19 protein-coding genes are annotated in these 18,925 nt (G+C 66.9%); 9 read left to right on the top strand and 10 right to left on the bottom strand.

Annotated features, from left to right (window positions below):
* Positions 1-40 precede the first annotated feature (40 nt).
* The 3 genes from P9217_RS01235 (at position 41) to P9217_RS01225 (ending at position 775) form a co-directional block, all read left to right on the top strand.
* On the top strand, positions 41-133 hold the full coding sequence (locus P9217_RS01235; RefSeq protein ID WP_082980611.1) for a hypothetical protein: 93 nt from the start codon (positions 41-43) through the stop codon (positions 131-133).
* Between the two features lie 102 nt (positions 134-235).
* A complete protein-coding gene (locus P9217_RS01230; RefSeq protein ID WP_127241894.1) occupies positions 236-328 on the top strand; it encodes a putative RiPP precursor in 93 nt (30 codons plus the stop codon).
* 309 nt (positions 329-637) lie between these two features.
* Entirely contained in the window at positions 638-775 is a 138-nt protein-coding gene (locus tag P9217_RS01225; RefSeq protein WP_164746987.1) for a hypothetical protein, read from the top strand.
* 783 nt (positions 776-1,558) lie between these two features.
* On the opposite strand, the gene P9217_RS01220 is transcribed toward P9217_RS01225, so the two are convergent.
* A complete protein-coding gene (locus tag P9217_RS01220) occupies positions 1,559-2,452 on the bottom strand; it encodes a LysR family transcriptional regulator (RefSeq protein WP_067322378.1) in 894 nt (297 codons plus the stop codon).
* A 134-nt stretch (positions 2,453-2,586) separates the two neighbouring features.
* On the opposite strand from P9217_RS01220, the gene P9217_RS01215 reads away from it, so the two are divergent.
* Positions 2,587-4,020 (top strand): MFS transporter, encoded by a 1,434-nt coding sequence (locus tag P9217_RS01215; protein ID WP_278086815.1) that lies wholly within the window; start codon positions 2,587-2,589, stop codon positions 4,018-4,020.
* A gap of 309 nt (positions 4,021-4,329) precedes the next feature.
* Positions 4,330-5,907 (top strand): alpha/beta hydrolase, encoded by a 1,578-nt coding sequence (locus P9217_RS01210; protein ID WP_278056601.1) that lies wholly within the window; start codon positions 4,330-4,332, stop codon positions 5,905-5,907.
* 95 nt (positions 5,908-6,002) lie between these two features.
* Here the strand turns inward: P9217_RS01210 and P9217_RS01205 are convergent, their stop codons facing one another.
* On the bottom strand, positions 6,003-6,404 hold the full coding sequence (locus P9217_RS01205) for a low affinity iron permease family protein (protein ID WP_095801430.1): 402 nt from the start codon (positions 6,402-6,404) through the stop codon (positions 6,003-6,005).
* Between the two features lie 589 nt (positions 6,405-6,993).
* Here P9217_RS01205 and P9217_RS01200 point away from each other — a divergent pair.
* Positions 6,994-7,305 carry a hypothetical protein gene (locus tag P9217_RS01200; protein ID WP_127323873.1) on the top strand — a complete coding sequence of 104 codons (312 nt, stop codon included), beginning with the start codon at positions 6,994-6,996 and terminating at the stop codon, positions 7,303-7,305.
* Between the two features lie 53 nt (positions 7,306-7,358).
* Here the strand turns inward: P9217_RS01200 and P9217_RS01195 are convergent, their stop codons facing one another.
* The 5 genes from P9217_RS01195 to P9217_RS01175 form a co-directional block, all read right to left on the bottom strand.
* Complete coding sequence (locus P9217_RS01195; RefSeq protein ID WP_082953788.1) at positions 7,359-7,826, bottom strand: MaoC family dehydratase; 468 nt, start codon at positions 7,824-7,826, stop codon at positions 7,359-7,361.
* Positions 7,823-9,118 carry an NAD(P)/FAD-dependent oxidoreductase gene (locus P9217_RS01190; RefSeq protein WP_278086817.1) on the bottom strand — a complete coding sequence of 432 codons (1,296 nt, stop codon included), beginning with the start codon at positions 9,116-9,118 and terminating at the stop codon, positions 7,823-7,825. The genes P9217_RS01195 and P9217_RS01190 overlap by 4 nt, the downstream gene beginning before the upstream one ends.
* A gap of 24 nt (positions 9,119-9,142) precedes the next feature.
* Complete coding sequence (locus P9217_RS01185) at positions 9,143-10,369, bottom strand: NAD(P)/FAD-dependent oxidoreductase (protein WP_278086818.1); 1,227 nt, start codon at positions 10,367-10,369, stop codon at positions 9,143-9,145.
* Between the two features lie 167 nt (positions 10,370-10,536).
* A complete protein-coding gene (locus P9217_RS01180; protein WP_095783432.1) occupies positions 10,537-11,115 on the bottom strand; it encodes an OsmC family protein in 579 nt (192 codons plus the stop codon).
* Positions 11,116-11,374: 259 nt separating this feature from the next.
* The gene (locus P9217_RS01175) at positions 11,375-11,611 is read right to left on the bottom strand and encodes a DUF1127 domain-containing protein (RefSeq protein WP_164746786.1); all 237 of its coding nucleotides are present in this window, start codon (positions 11,609-11,611) and stop codon (positions 11,375-11,377) included.
* Between the two features lie 192 nt (positions 11,612-11,803).
* Here P9217_RS01175 and P9217_RS01170 point away from each other — a divergent pair, with 192 nt between their 5' ends.
* Positions 11,804-13,183: a nodulation protein NfeD gene (locus tag P9217_RS01170; RefSeq protein ID WP_278086819.1), complete on the top strand. Its 1,380-nt coding sequence runs from the start codon at positions 11,804-11,806 to the stop codon at positions 13,181-13,183.
* Positions 13,180-13,944: a slipin family protein gene (locus P9217_RS01165; RefSeq protein WP_095801424.1), complete on the top strand. Its 765-nt coding sequence runs from the start codon at positions 13,180-13,182 to the stop codon at positions 13,942-13,944. The genes P9217_RS01170 and P9217_RS01165 overlap by 4 nt, the downstream gene beginning before the upstream one ends.
* A 158-nt stretch (positions 13,945-14,102) precedes the next feature.
* Here P9217_RS01165 and P9217_RS01160 read toward each other — a convergent pair whose 3' ends face one another.
* Genes P9217_RS01160 through P9217_RS01150 form a run of 3 tightly spaced genes read right to left on the bottom strand, consistent with a single transcriptional unit; the run spans position 14,103 to position 17,835 of the window.
* Entirely contained in the window at positions 14,103-16,391 is a 2,289-nt protein-coding gene (locus P9217_RS01160; protein WP_278086820.1) for a xanthine dehydrogenase family protein molybdopterin-binding subunit, read from the bottom strand.
* A complete protein-coding gene (locus tag P9217_RS01155) occupies positions 16,388-17,371 on the bottom strand; it encodes a xanthine dehydrogenase family protein subunit M (protein WP_095824555.1) in 984 nt (327 codons plus the stop codon). The genes P9217_RS01160 and P9217_RS01155 overlap by 4 nt, the downstream gene beginning before the upstream one ends.
* Entirely contained in the window at positions 17,368-17,835 is a 468-nt protein-coding gene (locus P9217_RS01150) for a (2Fe-2S)-binding protein (RefSeq protein ID WP_278088283.1), read from the bottom strand. The genes P9217_RS01155 and P9217_RS01150 overlap by 4 nt, the downstream gene beginning before the upstream one ends.
* A gap of 460 nt (positions 17,836-18,295) precedes the next feature.
* Here P9217_RS01150 and P9217_RS01145 point away from each other — a divergent pair, with 460 nt between their 5' ends.
* Positions 18,296-18,922 carry a TetR/AcrR family transcriptional regulator gene (locus P9217_RS01145; protein ID WP_095824675.1) on the top strand — a complete coding sequence of 209 codons (627 nt, stop codon included), beginning with the start codon at positions 18,296-18,298 and terminating at the stop codon, positions 18,920-18,922.
* Positions 18,923-18,925: the final 3 nt, after the last annotated feature.

The following is an 18,925-nucleotide window of genomic DNA, read 5'->3' as shown; positions in this document are numbered from 1 at the left end:
CTTGCGTCGTGAGGCGGCAAATTGGGCAAGGGGCATATCCATGAAGAAGATCTATGAGAAACCGGTGCTGGTGAAGCGCCAGAAGCTGTCGAGCGTCGTTGCCGGGTCGTCGGCCCCGATCCCGCCGCGCTGACCTAAGCAACAGCCAGCAGGGCAAGCATTCCCGGGCTAAGCTTGACAGGGCGGCCGCATCGCGTTCACCTGCGCCGGTCGTTGACCCGCCCAGGAACGAACGATGAAGAAGACTTACGAAAAGCCGCGGCTGCAAAAGCGCGGCAGGCTGTCGGCCGCGACCGCCGTCGCGCCGTCGTCCGGCTTTACCTTCTGAGGCGAGCCAGGCCGCCCTGCGGCACTCCTTTGCGGCGGTCCGAGATCGGTCGAAACTATTGGCTTTGCCACGGCGCGCCAATCGGCGTACCCTGCCTTATCGCTGGTACCACCCACCGGACACCATTGGCGACTGAGAGACGTTGATCCGCGCTCCCGCCTGAACAGGGAGAGCGGCATGCTCGAGAACAAGAATCCCCACTAGCCCGCGCGCGGGCACGCGGCCGCAGATTTCCAGGACCAACTGATTGAGGAGAGCAGAAGGGCGCTGATCCGCTCTTACGACCTGTTGCCTCGTACGGAGCGCCTGGTGAACGCTTCCGGCCGCAAGCTTGATGGTCGCTCCCCGGCAGCGCTCGCCCGCGCGAAGCGTCTTCAGGAGGGAATTGCGATCAAGAAGGCCTATAGCGAGCCGACGCTTGAAAAGCTGGCAACGGTTCGTCAGTAGCGGTCTGGGCACCCTTTCTGAGCCTCGTACGCGAAACCTCGCGCCGCTGCCGGCCAGGAGCGGGCGGTACACTACGCAAGTGCCCGCCCGTCCGGCGCCGCCGCCAAGCTGCTGAAACCCCGTCCGTCCCCAACAGCAACGGTCATGGCGTGACCAGTCACTGCGGATTGCCATTGGCCCGGCTTGGCTGTCAACGTCGGCGGCGGCGCCTCCGGAACAGCGTTTTTTTCCGTTGTGCAATGCCGAAATCGGGCTGCCGCATTTCCGCGGTTGCCGCGCCGGCAGGCTCCGAAATGGCGGATTTCCGGGCTTTTCGGCCGTTGCGGCAAGCGACACGAATGTTGCCGCCTACACGTTTGAATAGGCTGGTTTCTCACTGGTTGAGGCGTTTTGAGGTCCGGTTCTCAACCTGACTTTTTTTGGGCGCATTTCGGCAACGCAGCATTGGCGGGCAAAGGGCAGTGAATTACCCGTCGCGCTAGCGGTTTCGTCGCCCCTCAAAGGCTGGGGAGAGGAACGCTGCCGCTCTGTGAACCGCTTCATGATGCGCACATGCAGGGATGCTAAAATTCGCCATCCGATGAGGGTGGGCGATCGGTTGCTCGAAGTGTCCCGGCGCAGGTCCTGGCGGGCAGATCGGGCAGAGGTGCTCGCGCAGCGACGGAGCGGGGGTTCTTGTTGGGCGTCCCCCCGCTCCGTCCCGGCGTGTCGGTCTGTCGGCGCGGCGTTCCTTCGCGCCTCGCCTGCCTGCGTGCCGGTCGCCGCGAAAGGAGATCGGCTGTCTCACCGCCCTCCGCACACCTCCCTCACCAGGCCCCGCAGCCACCGATGCGCGGGGTCGGCGTCGAGGCGCGGGTGCCATAGCAGCGAAATGGTGAGCCCGGCGAGCTTCACCGGCAATGCGAAGGTGAGCAGGCCTTCGCGCAGCTTGCCGGTATAGCGCTCGGGCACCGTGGCGATGAGATCGGAGCCGCGCGCCAGCGCCAGCGCTTCCGCGAAGCCGCCGACCACGGTGGCGATCGTCCGCGTCAGCCCGGCGAGTTCCAGCGCGTCGTCGATAGGCCCGCGATCCAGCCCGCGGCGCGAGATCAATATATGCCGGCCGGCGGCGAAGCGGGCGGCGGTGATCTTGCCGTCGCACAGCGGATGGCCGCTGCGCACCACGCCGACGAAACGGTCGCGGAACAGCGCCTGCGCCCGCACCTCGGGGCCGGTCGAGCCGCCGATAACGCCGGTCTCGAGATCGACACTGCCTTCGCGCATCGGCGCGCTGTCCTTGTCGGGCTTCGGCACGAAGCGCAGCTGCACGCCCGGCGCTTCCTCCGCGACGCGCGCGAGAAGGGAAGGGCCGAAATTTTCCACAAAACCATCGCTGTTGCGCAGCGTGAAACTGCGCGTAAGCCGCTTCAGGTCGAGCCGTTCGGCGGGGCGCAGCACAGCTTCCGCCTCCTTCACCAGCCGGCCGACATCCGTCCCGAGCTCGATGGCGCGCGGCGTCGGCACCAGGCCGCGCCCGGCGCGGACCAAAAGCGGATCGCCGGTCACCTCGCGCAGTCTTGCGAGCGCGCGGCTCATTGCCGACGGGCTGAGCTTCAGCCGCCGCGCGGCTTTCGCGACACTGCCTTCGGCGATGAGCACGTCCAGCGTGACGAGCAGGTTGAGATCGGGTCGCGACATGGTGCGATCTTAGCACGTCCTCGATGCAGTGACATGGCGCTTCATGCACTATTCGAGTGCAAATGCTGCGCGTTCCGCCATATGGGCCAGGCGCCTATTCTCCCGGCAAGTTCCACCCGAGCCGGAGAAGAACCATGGCCGATATCGCAGATCCACGCACCGTTCCCGCAAGCCGCTCGGCAAGCGGCGCGCTGGCCAGCCTGTCGCTGGCGATGCTTTTGTCCTCGCTCAGCACCAGCATCGCCAATGTCGCGCTGCCGACGCTGAGCACCGCCTTCGCAGCATCCTTCCAGGCGGTGCAATGGGTGGTGCTAGCCTATCTGCTTGCCGTCACCGCGCTCATCGTCAGCGTCGGGCGTCTCGGCGATCTCGTCGGCCGCCGGCTGCTGCTGGTCGCCGGTCTTGGCCTGTTCAGCGCCGCGTCGCTGGCGGCCGCGCTTGCGCCGTCGCTGCCGCTGCTGGTCGCCGCCCGAGCCGCCCAAGGCCTCGGCGCCGCGGTGATGATGGCGCTGACCATGGCCTTGGTCGGCACGACGATGCCGAAAGAGCGCACCGGCAGCGCCATGGGCCTGCTCGGCACCATGTCGGCGATCGGCACGGCGCTTGGGCCGTCGCTTGGCGGCGTGCTGATCGCTTACCTCGGCTGGCGCGCGATCTTCCTCGTTACTGCCGGGCTGGGTGTCGTGGCGATGATCCTCGCCCGGCGCTTCCTGCCGGGCGATCAAACCGCGACGATCCTCCGCAATGAGGCGCAGGGCGTTGGCCCGCGCTTCGATGTTCTGGGCACGTTGCTGCTTGCCTTGACGCTCGCCGCCTATGCGCTGGCGATGACGGCAGGACGCGGCCATTTCGGCGGCACGAACATCGCGTTGCTCGGCATTGCCGTTCTCGGCGCCGCGCTGTTCCTCTATGCGCAGCGAAGAGTGGCGTCGCCTCTGGTCAAAGCAGCGCTGTTCAGCGATCCGGTGCTGGCGCCGAGCCTTGCCATGAACGGGCTGGTCTCCACCGTGATGATGGCGACGCTTGTCGTCGGGCCCTTTTTCCTGTCGCGCGCGCTGGGCCTGGGCGAAGCGCAGGTCGGCGCCGTGCTGTCGATCGGCCCGGTCGTCTCGGCGCTGTGCGGCGTGACTGCCGGCCGCTTCGTCGATCGCCTGGGCGCGTCCGCCATGGTCGTTGCCGGGCTGGTGCTGATGACCATCGGCTGCCTCGCACTTGCTCTGCTGCCGGGGCTGTTCGGCGTCGCCGGCTACGCGGCGGCGATCATGCTGCTGACGCCCGGCTATCAGCTCTTCCAGGCGGCGAACAACACCGCCGTCATGGCCAATGTCGATAAGAACGAGCGCGGCGTTGTCTCGGGCATGCTCAGCCTGTCGCGCAATCTCGGCCTGATCACCGGCACGGCGGTGATGGGCGCGGTGTTTGCGTTCACGGTGGGCACTGGCGAGGTCGGCGCCGCGGCACCGGAAGCAGTCGCCGGCGGGATGGCGTTTACGTTCGCAGTGGCGGCGGGTTTGGTCGCCCTGGCGGTGGCAATTGCGGTGGTTGGAGGTTTGCGAAAGCGTCGGTAACATCCAATCTTCCCCTTGCGGGGGAGATGTCCGGCAGGACAGAGGGGGGGCGTCTCACTTGGATTGCCAACGCCGTCTGATGTCGGGGAGAGCGCTGGCGCTTCACGCGAAGCGCCCCCTCTGTCACCTTCGGCGACAGCTCCCCTCGAAGGGAGAGTACGCATCGCCGCCAATGTAACCCATCGCACATTCCCCGCGCCCGTCTTGCCGTATCGGCTTCCGTAAATTAGCCGATTTTGATATTCCGTTGCGGTCTTCTCCCGCCGCATCGACGAGGAGCCAGATGGCAGTGGAAGGGTGCCCGGCCGGATGACCGACGCTCCGCATAAGGGGCTGCTGGACCTGTGCGTGCTCGGCGATTTCCAGGTGGTCCGCGACGGCGCGCTGCTCGACCTGCCTCCGTCGCGCAAGACGAGAGCCTTGCTTGCCTATCTCGCCGTCACCGGCAAGGCGCATCAGCGCGAGCGGCTCTGCGAAATCTTCTGGGACATTCCCGACGATCCGCGCGGCGCCTTGCGCTGGAGCCTGTCCAAGATCCGCCAGGTGCTCGGCGACGACGAATCCGCTCTGGTCGCCGACCGCAACACTGTCTCGCTGAAACTTGGCACGGACTATGCCCGGCTGCTGCCGCTGGTGAAGGCCGATCTTTCCATGGCGTCCACGGAAGAGCTGGAGGCCGCGGCCGGTTCGATCCGCGGCGATTTCCTTGCCGATCTTTCGCTTGAACGCTGCTTCGAATACGAGGCCTGGCGCGCGGGCGTCGCCAGCGAGGTCGAGATCGCCGAGCTCGGCATGTTGCGCGAGCTGATCGAGCGCCTGGCCGGCGAGCCGAGGCGTGTGCTGCCGCTTGCCAGGCGCCTGCGCCGGCTGCTGCCGGAGGATATCGGCCTGGCGGAAGAGATCGCGGCGCTGGAAGAGAAGGTGAGGGCGGCAGCCGCCCAGCCGACGGGACGCTCCGCGCAACGCGGCGCCACGGACGTGGCCCAGATGCAATCACCTTCCACTCAGCTTGCCAACCGCCCGACGCCCGCGCAGGATCCCGGCCGCGCCGTCCATTTCTGCCGGGCTCGCGACGGCACAAGGCTTGCTTTTGCCAAGACCGGCAGCGGCCCGCCCATCCTGCGCGCCGCGCATTGGATGTCGCATCTGACCTTCGACTGGGACAGCCCGATCTGGCGGCACTGGATGAGGGAACTGTCACGCCGGAACCAGTTGGTGCGCTACGACGAGCGCTGCAATGGCCTGTCGCAACGCCACGTGGCCGACGTCTCGTTCGACACGATGGTGTCGGATCTCGAATGCGTCGTCGAGGCCGCGGGGCTCGATCGCTTCACGCTTCTTGGTCTGTCGCAGAGCTGCGCGGTTTCGATCGCCTATGCCATACGCCACCCCGAGAAAGTCTCGGGCATGATCCTCTACGGCGGCTACGTCAAAGGCTGGCGGGCGCGCGGCGACCCCGGCGAGATCGCCACGCGCGAGGCCGTATCGACGCTGATGCGCGAGAGCTGGGGCAAGTCGAACCCGATGTTCCGCCAAGCCTTCTGCTCCATGTTCATCCCCGGCGCCACGCACGAACATTTCGCCTGGATGGACGATCTGATGCGGCGCACGGTTTTGCCGGACGACGCCTGGCGCCTGCAGACCGCCTTTTCCGTGATCGATGTCAGCGAGCTGCTCGAAAAAGTGCGGGTGCCGACCCTGGTGCTGCACGCGCGGGAAGACAATGTTGCCCCGGTCGAGTCCGGCCGCACCATGGCGGCAGGCATTCCCGGCGCCAGCTTCCTCGAGCTGGAAAGCCAAAACCACATCCTGCTCGAGGGCGAGCCGGCCTTCGACGAGTTCGTCGCCCACGTCCGGGCCTTCGTCGCCGGTACAGCAGGTTCCTAGGAAATCTCCTACCGCGATCGCGTAATTTAATCTTGGCGTGGGAAGCCTATCTTTGGGTGGCGGCGGTGCCCATTCCGCCCCCTTCGGCCGGTGCTTCAGCTACCCCAACGCCCCCCGCCCGCTGCGGCACCGGCCTCATTCGTCTCGTTCTGCGATGCCGCCTCGGCCGAGCCGGCTTCCGCTTCGCGCTCCAGCTCGACCAGCTTCGACTTGATCTCTTGCGTGTCCGCATGCTCGAGCCCAACCACGTCATTGCGTGTCTGCCGCAGCGCGATCACGATCTCGTCGAGTTTGGCGTGGATGGCCGCCGTGTCCCGGTACCCCTGGATAAGCACGATCCCCGTGATGATGATGGCCGCTGCCGACAGCGCATAGGTCACCGTGTTGGTAAGTCCGAAGGGTACGAGCAAGGTGCACGCAACCATCGCGATAACCATCGCATAGAAGCCGGGCGGCCTAGACAGAAAATCGGCGAGGATGAAGAGGAGCCGATTCATGGGCGACCTATGAAAGCAGGAACCCGGCTATCAGCACGGTGAGGACCATCGAGGCCGGCACGGCAAGCAGCCAGCGAGCCTCCAGGACACTGTTGGTAGGGTCTTCCATATTTATCCTCCCATCGGCGAATTGCTTGCCGGCAAACGGGGACCAAGAGCGTTCGTTCCACTCATCGGCCCACCGTCCGAAGCGCCGTCGGACTGAAGTCCGGAAAGCAAAGAAGAGGATCGACCGCCGCAACCTAAGTCATGCTTCCGCATTTCTGACGCGCCATTGCATCGGGAGGCGATATATGACCGACGGACTCGCGGACGATCTGGGAAGACCAGCCCTATGAAACAGCGTCCTTCGCCAGCAAATACGGGCTCTCCGACAAGCTTGCCAAGGCCATGTTGATCGCGAACGGACCGTCGCGACGCGCCTGCGACGCCGCGGCGAGCACTTACCTCAGATATGTTGCGCTGCGGCGCGAACGCCCGAAATGACCTTCGCTGCGTTGCTGCCGGGCAGCCCGATCCAGGCCGGAACCAAACAGCCCGGCAGGGGTTTATCCGGCGAAGGGACGCTCCACCAACCAGGAATATTGCAATGAAAACAGTGCTTCTCGCAGCGTTGGCGCTTTGCGTCGCGGCACCCGCCGTCGCATCCGCCGCCGAGGCCGATGTGGTCATCACGACGCATCACAGGCACCATTACCATCACCGTCCCGCCATCGTCATCAATGAGGAAGGCCACCGCCTTCATCACCGCCATCACGGCACCGTCGCATTCTATGACAACGGCCGCCGCGCCTGGCATCGCCATCACCGCTCGGATAGCGTCGTCGTCACGAGCTCAGTCGAGCGCCATCACCGCTACCACCGTCGTCCGGTCACCGTCGAAAGCGACACCGACTATTGACGGCTATCGGCCCGGCTCGAGAACCGACAGCCGGGCCGAACCGTTGCCGGCGATCATTTGTCCGCCTCGCCCCCGGCGAGCGGCACGGTGAACACCGTCGCGGTGCCGGTGAGGCAAAGCTCGCCGGCCTCGTTGCGCACCGAGGTCTCCAATTTCGTGATCGGCTTGTCGGCGCGCACGTCCTTGACCTCGACGCGGCCGGTGATCAGTTCGCCGACACCGACCGCCTTGACGAATTTCCAGGAGACTTCGAGGAACACCGAGCCGGGCCCGGGAAGGTCCTCCGCGACCACCGCGTTCAGGATGCCGGAGGTGACGCCGCCCTGCACGATGAGCTTGCCGAACACCGAGGCCTCGGCCAACGCCTTGTCGTAATGCAGCGGATTGCGGTCGCCGGTCATCTCCGCGAAGGCGTCGATATCCTGCGGTTGCGTGCGCCGCGAACGCTCGGCGACGGCGCCGACCTGCGGCCGCCCCTTGATGACGCCGATCCACCCGTCCTTCATCAAATGTACGGTCATGGTCTTACTCCCGTTCGGTTGCGATAGAAGCTCGAGCCCGCCATTGCCTGCGGTTCGTCCTTGTTTGCCGGCGCTCGATAAGTCGCCAGCCCGCTCATGGCGGACACGGCGCGGCGGACCGAGATCGCGTGTGCGGCGAGCGCCCGGACCTCGGCCTTCATCACCGCGCTGAAGCGGCGATGCCGCTCGCCGATATCGGCCAGCGACCAGTCGAAACCGGCAATGGCGTCAGTGGTGTCGAGGATCTGATGGGCGAAGAGGTCGCGCTCCTGCTGCCAGGTCGCGAAGGCTGCTTCCGATCCGTCCAGGATCGCCCGCGTCAGGCCGTCGGCGTCGCGCAGCGCGTCGGCAATGCCGTGCGAGGTGATCGGGTCGCGGAAGAAGCCGGCATCGCCGACCAACGCCCAGCCTGGGCCGTGGGCGTGGCGGATGTAGCCCGGCACGCCACGGAAAGCCTGCAGGCGGACATCGTCGGGCGCCCGGCTCGCCTGTTCGGCCAGTGCCGGCGAAAGCGCCTCCAGCACCTTCATGCGGGCGCGGCCATGGCCAAGGCGGAAGCGCTCGTCAAACAGCTTGGTCGGCACCGAAGCGACGATGCAGGCCAGCCCGCCATTGGTCGGAATGAGGGAGCCGGCGATGCCGTCGCGGAAATACCAGTGATAGCCGGCGCCGGGTTCGACCGGCGCGTAGCCATAAACATGGGCTGCCGAGACCGTGCCCCTTCTAAGCACTTGCGCGTCGCAGCATTTCGCCACCGTGGAGCCGATGCCGTCGGCGCCGATCACGATGTCGGCGCTTAAACGTAAGGCCGCGCGGCCGGCGCCGCGAATCTCGACGCCGCGCACGCGTCCGCGCGTGTCGGCAAAGAGGTCGCCGACCGCCACCTCGTGCAGGAACTCGGCGCCGGCCCTGCGCGCGGCATCGACGAGCATGCGGTCGAGCACGGTGCGCCTGGGCGCGATCAGCCCGGGAAGATCGGGCCCGGCATTGATCGGAATGGTGATCTCCTCGTCGCCATAGTGGAACGTCGTTGTCTCGATCAGCGGCGTGCCGGCCCTGAGCAGCGGTTTGAGCAAGCCCCAGCGCGACAGCTGCAGCACGGCGGGCCGCATCAGCGCGTGCGTCGACAGCGTGTCGGAGCCGTAGGGCCGGCGCTCGATCGCCAGCACCGTCAGGCCGGCGCGGGCAAGCAACAGCGCCGTCGAGGCCCCGGCGCAGCGCGCACCGACGATGATGGCGTCGTAGTGGGCGCGCTTGGGCGTTGGCGGAAGGGAAATCGCGGTCGTCGGCATCTTCGGTGTCCTCACGGCGGCCTCTCAGGCGGCTTGGCGACCCTTGCGGTCGAGATAGCTGGAGACCTCGGCGGCGATCGCTTGCGCGTCGACGCCGGCGCCGCCGATGAAGTTGGAATCGCGCTTGCGCAGGAAGCGGAAGCCGAGCGCATAGAGGCCGGGAACGCCGGTGATCCCGTCGCGGTGCGCCAGCTCGCCATCCGGCCCAACGGCCGACGGCTCCAGCCAGTCAAACGAGCGGGCATAGCCCGTCGCCCAGATCACCGTGCCGGTCGACCCCTCCGTCAGCGAAAGCCGCTGGCGGCGCGTCGAAGGCACCCGCACCGGCTCGCGCCGGCCGGGCCGCGCGGCGCCGGCGAAGCGGTCGATCTCGGCAAGCAGCCGCGCCTGCTTCGCGTCCGCCGCCGCGATCTGCGCGGCAAGATCGTCGGCAAAGGCGATCTCGCGGTTGGCTATGCCGCGCACGCGGCCGGTGAGCTCGACACCGAGCGCCTGCAGCGTGGCAAGGTCGACATCGGCCTTGTCCGGTCGCCCGGCGAGCTGCAGCGAGGGCTGCCGCCTGGCGCTCTCGGGATTGGCGAGCCCGTCGAGCGGCTGGGCCATCACGCCCATCTGACAGAGCCAGAAAAAGATGTCCTTGCCGCGCCACAGTCTCGGCAGGCGCGTATGCTTGCCGACGGACAGCATCACACGCCGGCCGGCGCGCGCGAGCTCGTCGGCGATCTGCACGCCGGAAGATGAGGCGCCGACGATCAGCACCCCGCCGGGCGGCAGCTCGCCGGGAGAGCGATACTGCGAAGCGTGGAAATTCAGCGGTCCGCCTCTGGTCTCGGACACAAAGGGCATCATCGGCCGGTCGCAATGCCCCGTCGCCACCACTACGACCCTGGCCGACCAGTCGCCGGCGCCGGTGGCGAGCGCGAAGCCGCCGCCGGTCCGCCTGCAGGAGGTGACCTCGACGCCGCATTCCACCGGCACCTGCCAGCGGCTTGCATATGTTTCGAGATCGTGGACGAACACGTCCTTTGTCCTGAAGCCGTCGGGGTCCGGGCCCTCATAGGGCGAGCCGGGCAGGCCGTTCAGCCAGTTCGGCGTCAACAGCCTCAGCGATCGCCAGCTCTGCGTGCGCCAGCGCTCGCCGATGCGGCCGCGCTCCAGCACGACATGGTCGATTCCGGCGCGGCCAAGGCAATGGCTGAGCGCAAGCCCGGCCTGCCCGCCGCCGATGATGACGACGTCAGCATGTTTCATGGCTCTGTTCCGAGGCCCTAGGAGAGACGGTCCGGATTTCTCCGAACCGTCGCTTCAGCTAACGCATGTCGCCCAGAAGTGTGCAGCGGTTCTGGAACAACGACATGCGTCAAAACAAAGAACTAAGGCGCGTCGCCTGAACCGTTTTCAGGACGACGCGCTTTAGTTCACTGGATGGTCTTGATGCCGACCGTGACCGGCACGCCGTTGGTCAGCACGTCGAACACGGCCGAGCGTGCGCGGGCCTGCTCGACCAGCTGCTCAAGCTTCTCGGCCGGCGCGTCGCCCTCGACCTCGAACGACACCTGGATGTTCTGGAAGCCGTTGCGTACCTCGTCCGAGATGCCGAGGATGCCGCGCAGGTCGATGTCGCCGTCGACCGAGCACTTCACGCTGGTGAGCTTGATGCCGCGCGCGGCGGCGATATTGGCGAGCCCCGCCATCAGGCAGCTCGCCAGCCCATGCAGCAGCCACTCGACAGGGGTCGGGGCGTTGTCGGCGCCGCACAGGATCGCCGGATGGTCGCTGTCGGCATAGAAGGGCTTCTCGTGCTTCTGCTCCTGGCCGGCACCGTGGAAGCCATGCATGACGCTCTTGCTGTGGGTGCCTTCGATCCATTCGTTGTGGGCGCGGAACTGGAATTTCGCCAGCTCCGGCTGACCGGCGACGAAATTGATGGTCGCCAGAAGGTTCGGTGTGTCGACGCCATTGAGCGGAACGCGGGCAGGTTTGGTGCTGGGTTGCATGTGACTACTCCGAAGGTTGCTTTGCGGCTTGGTTGCCGTGACGGCTCCTTTCTGACGCCGATGCGTTTGAACGAGAGTGGATGGCAGCGTGGAATTTCTGATACGCCCACCGTGGAAATTGCATCGGCCGTTCATTTGGGCGGGCAGCCCGCGACCGGTTCCAATGCCGGCAGTGCCTCGCGCCGGAACGCGAAAACCCCGGCGAGCCGGGGTTTTCACCAGCCTTCCGGCCGGCCGCCGATGCACTCGTTCATCCGCTTCAGGCGTCCGTCCTGCCGGCTGCGGCGAGCGCGGCGCGCGTGGACGTGTAGTGCTCGATCTGCGAGCGGCTGATGCCCATGTCCTTGAGCAAATAGTCCGGCATGGCGCGCAGCGCGGCGCGATCGCTGCGCATCCGCATGGCGTGATAGGCCAGCCGCAATCCGCGGCGGGCAGAGCCGAACAGGTTGAAGCCCGTGCGGTCGGTTTCGTACTGTAAACGATCCATCGTCGTCATTGTCGTCTCCATTGTTGCGAGCGCGTTCATTCGCGCCGTCGATGGGGACAATGACGTACGGGCGAGGGAGCCAGCGTTGGAGGCGACGTCGAAATTGCCGTGGAATCGTGAGGAGGGAGATTACCCGCTCCGCTGCCCTCATTGGACTTGCCCCGGCACAACCCCATATTGAATCCCAAGGAGCTTTGAGGCGTGAAACTCGCGCGGGTGGCCCTTCTGGCAGCGGCTTTCATGGCCGCCGCGGCGGTTTTCCCCTTCTCCTCGGCCGAAACGGCGGGGGAGAGGATGGCCTTGAGCATCGCGATTGACGGCGCCATCGGTCCGGCGAGTTCGCGCCAGCTCAAGGAAGCGCTCAAGACCGCGGCCGAGCGCAACGCCGGGGCTCTCATCCTTCAGCTCGACACGCCCGGCGGCCTCGTCACCTCGATGCGCGAGATGATCGCCGATATCCTGGCGTCCCCCGTTCCCGTCATCGGCTATGTCGCGCCCGCCGGCGGTCATGCGGCGAGCGCCGGAACCTATATCCTTTACTCGACCCATGTCGCGGCGATGGCGCCCGGCACCAATCTGGGCGCCGCGACGCCGGTCGAGATCGGCGGGCTGCCCTCGCTTCCCGGCGAGAAGGACGACAAGGGCACCGGCAAGCCAGCCGGCGACCCGATGACGGCCAAGGCGACCAACGACGCGGTGGCGCTGATCCGCTCGCTCGCCGAACTGCGCGGGCGCAATGGCGACTGGGGCGAGAAGGCGGTTCGCGAGGCGGCGAGCCTCTCGGCAAGCGCGGCGCTGCAGCAACATGTCATCGACTTCGTCGCCCGTGACACGGCGGAGCTGCTGCAGCTCGCCGACGGCCGCACCGTCGACGTGGCCGGCAAGAAAGAGGTGCTGGCGACGAAGGGCCTGGCCGTCGAGGTCCTGGATCCCGGCTGGTTCATCCGGCTTCTCGCGGTCATCACCGATCCGAACGTTGCCGTCCTCCTGATGCTGATCGGCTTCTACGGCATCGTCTTCGAGGTCACGAGCCCAGGTGCGGTGGCGCCTGGCGTCATTGGCGCCATCTGCCTCGTGCTCGGCCTCTACGCGCTCGATCTCTTGCCGATCAACTATACCGGTCTCGCCCTGATGCTGCTCGGCGTCGCCTTCCTCATCGTCGAGGCTTTCAGCCCGACAGTGGTGCTGGGTGTCGGCGGCGCGGCCGCCTTCCTGCTCGGCGCGGCCATGCTGCTCAAGGTCGAGGGGCCGGGCTTCGCCATATCCTGGGCGGTCATCGGCCCCGCCGCGGCGCTGACGCTGGGCCTCGCGCTGCTGGCCGGCAGCTATCTCTGGGCGGCGCGTCGCAATCCGCCGCGCGTCGGCGGCGGGGCCATGCACGGTCTTTCCGTGGACGTTCTCGACTGGGAAGGCGGAGAAGGTCATGTGCTGGCGCTCGGCGAGCGCTGGCGCGCCAAGGCCGAGGAGCCGATCGCGCCCGGAGATCGTGCTGAGGTGACCGCCGTCAGCGATCTCGTGCTGACGGTGCGGCGGCGTGGTGCAGGTCACAACGGAGCGGGAAACGACGGAGCAAAACGATGACGCTCGGCTATGTCGCCTATCTGATCCTCGCGCTGCTGGTGATCATGTTCCTGTCGGCGGCGATCCGCATCCTGAGGGAATATGAGCGCGGCGTGGTCTTCACGCTCGGCCGCTTCACCGGGGTCAAGGGGCCCGGCCTCATCCTGCTCGTTCCCTTCATCCAGCAGATGGTGCGCGTGGACCTGCGCGTTGTGGTGCAGGACGTGCCGCCGCAGGACGTCATCTCGCGCGACAATGTCTCGGTCAAGGTCAACGCGGTGCTCTATTTCCGCATCGTCGACGCCGAGCGGGCGATCATCCAGGTCGAGGATTTCATGACCGCCACCAACCAGCTGGCGCAGACCACGCTGCGTTCGGTGCTCGGCAAGCACGAGCTGGACGAGATGCTGGCCGAGCGCGACAAGCTCAACAGCGACATCCAGGACATCCTCGACCAGCGCACCGACGCCTGGGGCATCAAGGTCTCCAATGTCGAGATCAAGCATGTCGACCTGAATGAGAGCATGGTCCGGGCCATCGCCAAGCAGGCAGAGGCCGAGCGGCTGCGGCGCGCCAAGGTCATCAACGCCGACGGCGAGCAGCAGGCGGCGGCCAAGCTGGTCGAGGCCGGCCGCATGCTGGCGGCCGAACCGCAGGCCATGCAGCTGCGCTATTTCGAGGCCCTGCACGACATCGCCGGCGAGCGCTCATCGACCGTGGTCTTCCCGCTGCCGATGGATCTGCTCAGCCAGTTTTTGAAGGGCCAGAGCCAGGGCAAGTGATCTCCCCCCCTCGAGGGGGAGATGCCCGGCAGGGCAGAGGGGGTCGGTCCGACTGGACTCAGCCTATTGCGACGGTTGTAGGTTGGCGCCCCACGCGCGGCGCCCCCTCTGTCGCCTTCGGCGACATCTCCCCCTCGAGGGGGGAGACAAGGCCGGCGCTAAATCAACTTCTCCAGCGTAATCGGTAGGTCCCGCACCCGCTTCCCCGTCGCGTGGAACACCGCGTTGGCAATCGCCGGCGCGACGCCGACGATGCCGAGCTCGCCGACGCCCTTGCCGCCCAGCGCCGAGGAATGCGGGTCGGGGATGCCGACCGAGATCGTCTGGATATCCGGGATGTCGGCATTGGTCGGCAGCATGTAGTCGGCGAGATTGCCGTTGACGATCCGGCCATGGCGGCGGTCGACGATGCCTTCTTCCAGCAGCGCCTGGCCGATACCCATGATGATGCCGCCCTTCCACTGGCTCTCCGCCAGCTTGGGGTTGTAGAGCCGGCCGGAGTCCAGCGCCGACACGACGCGCGACACGCGCACCGTGCCAAAATCCTCGTCGACGCGCACCTCGACGAAATGCGCGCACCAGGAGTGGCGGGAATAATCGCCCTCGGTGTGCGGCAGCGCCATGGCGATGGTAGTGTAGTTGTTGTAGCGCTGCTCCGGCGTGAAGCTGGCCGGAACCGTGTCGCCCTTGGCCTCGATCTTTTCGCGACCGAGGGCGCGCATCAGCTCGGCGATCGAGAACTCCGGGCCGTCACCGCGCGGCGAGGCGATGCGGCCACCCTTCACTTGCAGCGTGTTCGCTTGCAGCCCATGGAAGGGCGAGCGCGGATCGGAGAGCGCCAGCCCGATCAGCTCGTCCAGCGCCTGGCCCGCCGCCTTGTAGACGGCGCCGGTCATGACCCCGGCAAGCCGCGAGCCGCCGGTGACGCCGGCGCGGGCGAAATGGGAATCCCCCAGCCTCACCGACACCTTCTCCACCGGCACGCCAAGCGTCTCGGCCGCGGTCTGCGCCAGGATCGTGTAGGTGCCCTGGCCCATGTCGATGGAGGAGCTCTCGACCTCGACCGAGCCGTCGGCCAGGAGCTTCACCACGGCCTCGCCATAGGCGCGCCGAACCGGATAGGTGCCGGCCGCGACGCCCCAGCCGATGAGCTGGTGGCCGTCACGCATCGAGCGCGGCTCGCGCGAACGCTTCGCCCAGCCGAAGGCTTCCGCGCCGGCGGCAAAGGCCTCCCGCAACTGCCTTGTCGACCACGCCTTCTTCGCGTGGGGATCCTGCTCGGCATAATTGATCAGCCGCATCTCCAGCGGGTCGATACCGAGCTCATGGGCGAGCTCGTCGATGGCGCATTCGATACCGAAGGCGCTCGGGTTCTCGCCCGGCGCGCGCTTCGCCCCCGGCACCACCGTGTTCACCCTGACCACATTCTGTTTCGAGGAGAAATTGGGCGTCGCATACATGATCGAGGTGACGGAGCCGAGAGGCTCGACCCACATGCCGTCGACCGCCGTCTCGTTGACGCCGCGATGCACGATCGACTGTATGCGGCCCGCCTTGTCGGCGCCGATCGCAACCGTCTGGCGCGTCGCGGCGCGGCCGCCATAGGAGGTGAAATTCTGCGGCCGGTTGAGCACCAGCTTCACCGGGCGTCCGAGCATCTTTGCCGCTGCCGCCGCCACCGCGCTGTGCGCGAGCGCCAGCGCCTTGGAGCCGAAGCCGCCGCCGATATAGGGCGAGACCAGCCGCACGTTCTGGAACGGCACGCCGAACCATTCGGCATAGGTGCGCGCCATGCCGTCGAGCCACTGGCTCGGTTCCCAGATGGTGAGCTGGTCGCCCTCCCAGCGCGCGATCAGCCCGTGCGGCTCCATCGCCGCCTGGAACTCGCGCGGCGTGTTGTAGGCGGCGCAGACGCGCACCGGTGCCTCGGCGAAGGCGGCTTCGGGGTCGCCCCATTCCTTGGTCATGGCGTCGACCGGAATACCGTCGCTGCCGTCGCTCAGGTCGACGACTGCCGGCGTCTCGTCATAGCTGACCTTGACCAGCGCCGCGGCGGCGACGGCCTGCTCGAACGTCTCGGCCACGACGGCAGCAATGTGCTGGCCGGAAAAGGTGACCTCCCGGACGAGCGGGCAATAGGTTTCTTCGGACGGCTGTCTGCCGAACCAGTCCGATGCCGAATTCAGGTCCATGATGGTGTCGGGCGTCAGCACCGCGAGCACGCCTGGCGCGGTTTCCGCCGCGCGCGTGTCGATGCCGGTGACCTTGCCGGCGGCAATCGTCGCGCCGACCAGTACCGCATGGGTCAGGCCTTCGAGGTGCTGTTCGAACGCGTAACGCGCGGCGCCGGTGATCTTGGCCGGGCCGTCGACGCGCGACAGGCGCCCGCCCACCGCTTCGAGGCGCGCGCTGTCGGAGCCTGCGTGTTTCATGTCATGAACGGTCATGCCGTTTCTCCCAATTTCAGGATGGCGCGCGCGATCACGCGGGGCGCCAATGCGATCTTGTAGTGGTTGGCGCCGTGGTCGACGGCGCCCTCCATGACGAGCTCGCTCGCCTTGCGAACGGACGCTTCGTCGAGCGGCTTGCCCTTCAGCGCCTCTTCGACGGCGCGCGCCCGCCACGGTTTCGTCGCGACGCCGCCGACCGCGACGCGGATGTCGCGTATGGTGCGGCCGTCGCCCTCGAGCTCCAGTCCGACGGCAGCGCTCGCCGCCGCGAACTCATAGGACTGGCGGTCGCGGACCTTGAGATAGGTCGACCGCCGGGCCGCGGCCGAGCCCGGGATCTCGATGGCCGTGATCAGTTCGCCGGGGCGGATGTCGTGCTCGCGTTCGGCCGTGGCGCCAGGGGCGAGGAAAAAGTCCTCGACCTTCAGCTTCCGCTCGCCAAGATCGACCTCGGCGTCGAAGGCGACAAGCGCGATGGCAAGATCGCCCGGATAGGTGGCGATGCAGGCTTCGCTGGTGCCGAGCACCGCATGGCCGCGCGTGACGCCGCCGATCGCCGAGCAGCCGCTGCCCGGCTCGCGCTTGTTGCAGGCCGGGAAGTTCTGCGGATCGCGGAAATAGGGACAGCGCGTGCGCTGCATCAGGTTGCCGCCGATGGTCGCCATGTTGCGGAGCTGCGCCGAGGCCGCCTGCCACAACGCTTCCGAAACCGCTGGGAAGTGGCTTTTCACCTCGGCGTTGTCGGCGACATGGCTCATCTTGGCCAGCGCGCCGATGACGGCGCGGTCGGCGGTTACATCAATGGCGTTGAGCCCTTCGATATGGCTGATGTCGATGACGGTGGCCGGTTCGGCGACGCCGCATTTGGCGAGATCGATGAGCGTCGTGCCGCCGGCAAGCAGCATGGCGCCGGGAAGGGCGGCCGCGTTGCGCGCGGCCTCGACGCTGTCGGCGCGAAGATAGGAAAAGTCTCTCATGAGCGGAGCTCCCCAGCTGCCTGGCGGACGGCGGCGACGATGTGCGGATAGGCGCCGCAGCGGCACAGATTGCCGGCCATGTATTCGCGGATCTCCTCGTCGGAGCCGGCATGGCCCTCGCGGATGCAGGCCACCGCCGACATGATCTGTCCGGGCGTGCAATAGCCGCACTGGAAGGCGTCCTGTTCGAGGAAGGCGGCCTGCACGGCGTGCAGCGTGCCGTGTTCGTCGGCGAGCCCTTCTATTGTCGTGATCGAGCGTCCCTCGACCTGGGCGGCGAGCGTCAGGCAGGCCAGCACCCGCTCACCGTCGACATGAACGGTGCAGGCGCCGCACTGGCCCTGGTCGCAGCCCTTCTTGGTGCCGGTGAGGTGGAGCCGCTCGCGCAACGCGTCGAGCAGGGTAACCCGCGGCTCGATATCGAGCGCGTGGTCACGGCCGTTGATGGTGAGGTGGATGGACAAGGTGGTGGGGCTTGCGCCATTGCTGGCCTGGCCGTTCCTGAAATGGCCGTCTTCGGGAGGATCGATGATTGTCTGGCTGGTCATGAGGCGTCGGGCTCCGATTGCTGGACGCTAGGGGGAGGGAAATGGGGCTTGGGAGGAGAGGGGCAAGGCGTCGAAGCAGCTAATCTCCCCCCTTGCGGGGGAGATGCCCGGCAGGGCAGAGGGGGTCGTCTCACGTAGAGCGCCAACGCCCTCGCGCGTCGCGCGCCAGCAAGGCGTTTCACGCGCGGCGACCCCTTCTGTCGCCTTCGGCGACATCTCCCCCTCGAGGGGGAAGATTAGGCGCTTACCCCGTGACATATCGCTTCCCCTGATTATATGATAAGACAACTCCACTAAAACGGAGGCGCCTCCGTTTATTTACGTGGGGGCTGACCCGGATGGGTTCAAGCCCCATATTGCGACAGTGGAGAAAAAACTGACTGAACAGCCCTCGGAGCCTGCCGAAAAGCCTGAAACGCCGGCGCCAAAGCCGCTGCGCGCCGATGCGCAGCGCAACCGCGACAAGCTTGTCGAGGCGGCGACGCAGGCGTTTGCCGCCGAGGGTGTCGATGCCTCGCTGGAGGAGATCGCCAAGCGGGCAGGAGTCGGCATCGGCACGCTCTACCGGCATTTCCCGACGCGCGAGCATCTGGTCGAGGTGGTCTACCGCCGCGAGGTGGAAGCGCTCTGCCATGCGGCCGAGGAACTTGCCGGCGCTCATCCGGCCGATGTGGCGCTGGAACTCTGGATGCAGCGCTTCGTCGACTATATCGCCACCAAGCGCGGTCTGGCGACAAGCCTGCGGCTGTTGCTCACCACCAACTCGACGCTGTTCTCCGATACCTCAGGCCGCGTATCCGGCGCGCTGAAGGGGCTGGTCGAACAGGCCGCAGCTGCGGGGAAGATCCGCGCCGACGTCGATGCGTCGGACGTGCTGCATGCGCTGGGCGGCATCTACTCCGCCCCCAACACGCCCGACTGGCGGGACCGCTCGGGGCGGCTGGTGAAGCTCTTGATGGATGGGCTGAGGTTCGGGGCATCGGAGGCGGCGAAAGCCGGCTGAAGC

Source organism: Mesorhizobium sp. WSM4989, from assembly GCF_029625795.1.
Taxonomy (GTDB): Bacteria; Pseudomonadota; Alphaproteobacteria; order Rhizobiales; family Rhizobiaceae; genus Mesorhizobium.
Note: the sequence above shows the minus strand (reverse complement) of the source record. Positions and strands in the feature narration are given on the sequence as shown.

Excerpts from the sequence above, each read along its gene's own strand:
- P9217_RS01235 (WP_082980611.1), top strand. The coding sequence starts at position 41 with ATGAAGAAGATCTATGAGAAACCGGTGCTGGTGAAGCGCCAGAAGCTG.
- P9217_RS01230 (WP_127241894.1), top strand. The coding sequence starts at position 236 with ATGAAGAAGACTTACGAAAAGCCGCGGCTGCAAAAGCGCGGCAGGCTG.
- P9217_RS01220 (WP_067322378.1), bottom strand. The coding sequence starts at position 2,452 with ATGTCGCGACCCGATCTCAACCTGCTCGTCACGCTGGACGTGCTCATC.
- P9217_RS01215 (WP_278086815.1), top strand. The coding sequence starts at position 2,587 with ATGGCCGATATCGCAGATCCACGCACCGTTCCCGCAAGCCGCTCGGCA.
- P9217_RS01210 (WP_278056601.1), top strand. The coding sequence starts at position 4,330 with ATGACCGACGCTCCGCATAAGGGGCTGCTGGACCTGTGCGTGCTCGGC.
- P9217_RS01205 (WP_095801430.1), bottom strand. The coding sequence starts at position 6,404 with ATGAATCGGCTCCTCTTCATCCTCGCCGATTTTCTGTCTAGGCCGCCC.
- P9217_RS01200 (WP_127323873.1), top strand. The coding sequence starts at position 6,994 with ATGAAAACAGTGCTTCTCGCAGCGTTGGCGCTTTGCGTCGCGGCACCC.
- P9217_RS01195 (WP_082953788.1), bottom strand. The coding sequence starts at position 7,826 with ATGACCGTACATTTGATGAAGGACGGGTGGATCGGCGTCATCAAGGGG.
- P9217_RS01190 (WP_278086817.1), bottom strand. The coding sequence starts at position 9,118 with ATGCCGACGACCGCGATTTCCCTTCCGCCAACGCCCAAGCGCGCCCAC.
- P9217_RS01185 (WP_278086818.1), bottom strand. The coding sequence starts at position 10,369 with ATGAAACATGCTGACGTCGTCATCATCGGCGGCGGGCAGGCCGGGCTT.
- P9217_RS01180 (WP_095783432.1), bottom strand. The coding sequence starts at position 11,115 with ATGCAACCCAGCACCAAACCTGCCCGCGTTCCGCTCAATGGCGTCGAC.
- P9217_RS01175 (WP_164746786.1), bottom strand. The coding sequence starts at position 11,611 with ATGACGACGATGGATCGTTTACAGTACGAAACCGACCGCACGGGCTTC.
- P9217_RS01165 (WP_095801424.1), top strand. The coding sequence starts at position 13,180 with ATGACGCTCGGCTATGTCGCCTATCTGATCCTCGCGCTGCTGGTGATC.
- P9217_RS01160 (WP_278086820.1), bottom strand. The coding sequence starts at position 16,391 with ATGACCGTTCATGACATGAAACACGCAGGCTCCGACAGCGCGCGCCTC.
- P9217_RS01155 (WP_095824555.1), bottom strand. The coding sequence starts at position 17,371 with ATGAGAGACTTTTCCTATCTTCGCGCCGACAGCGTCGAGGCCGCGCGC.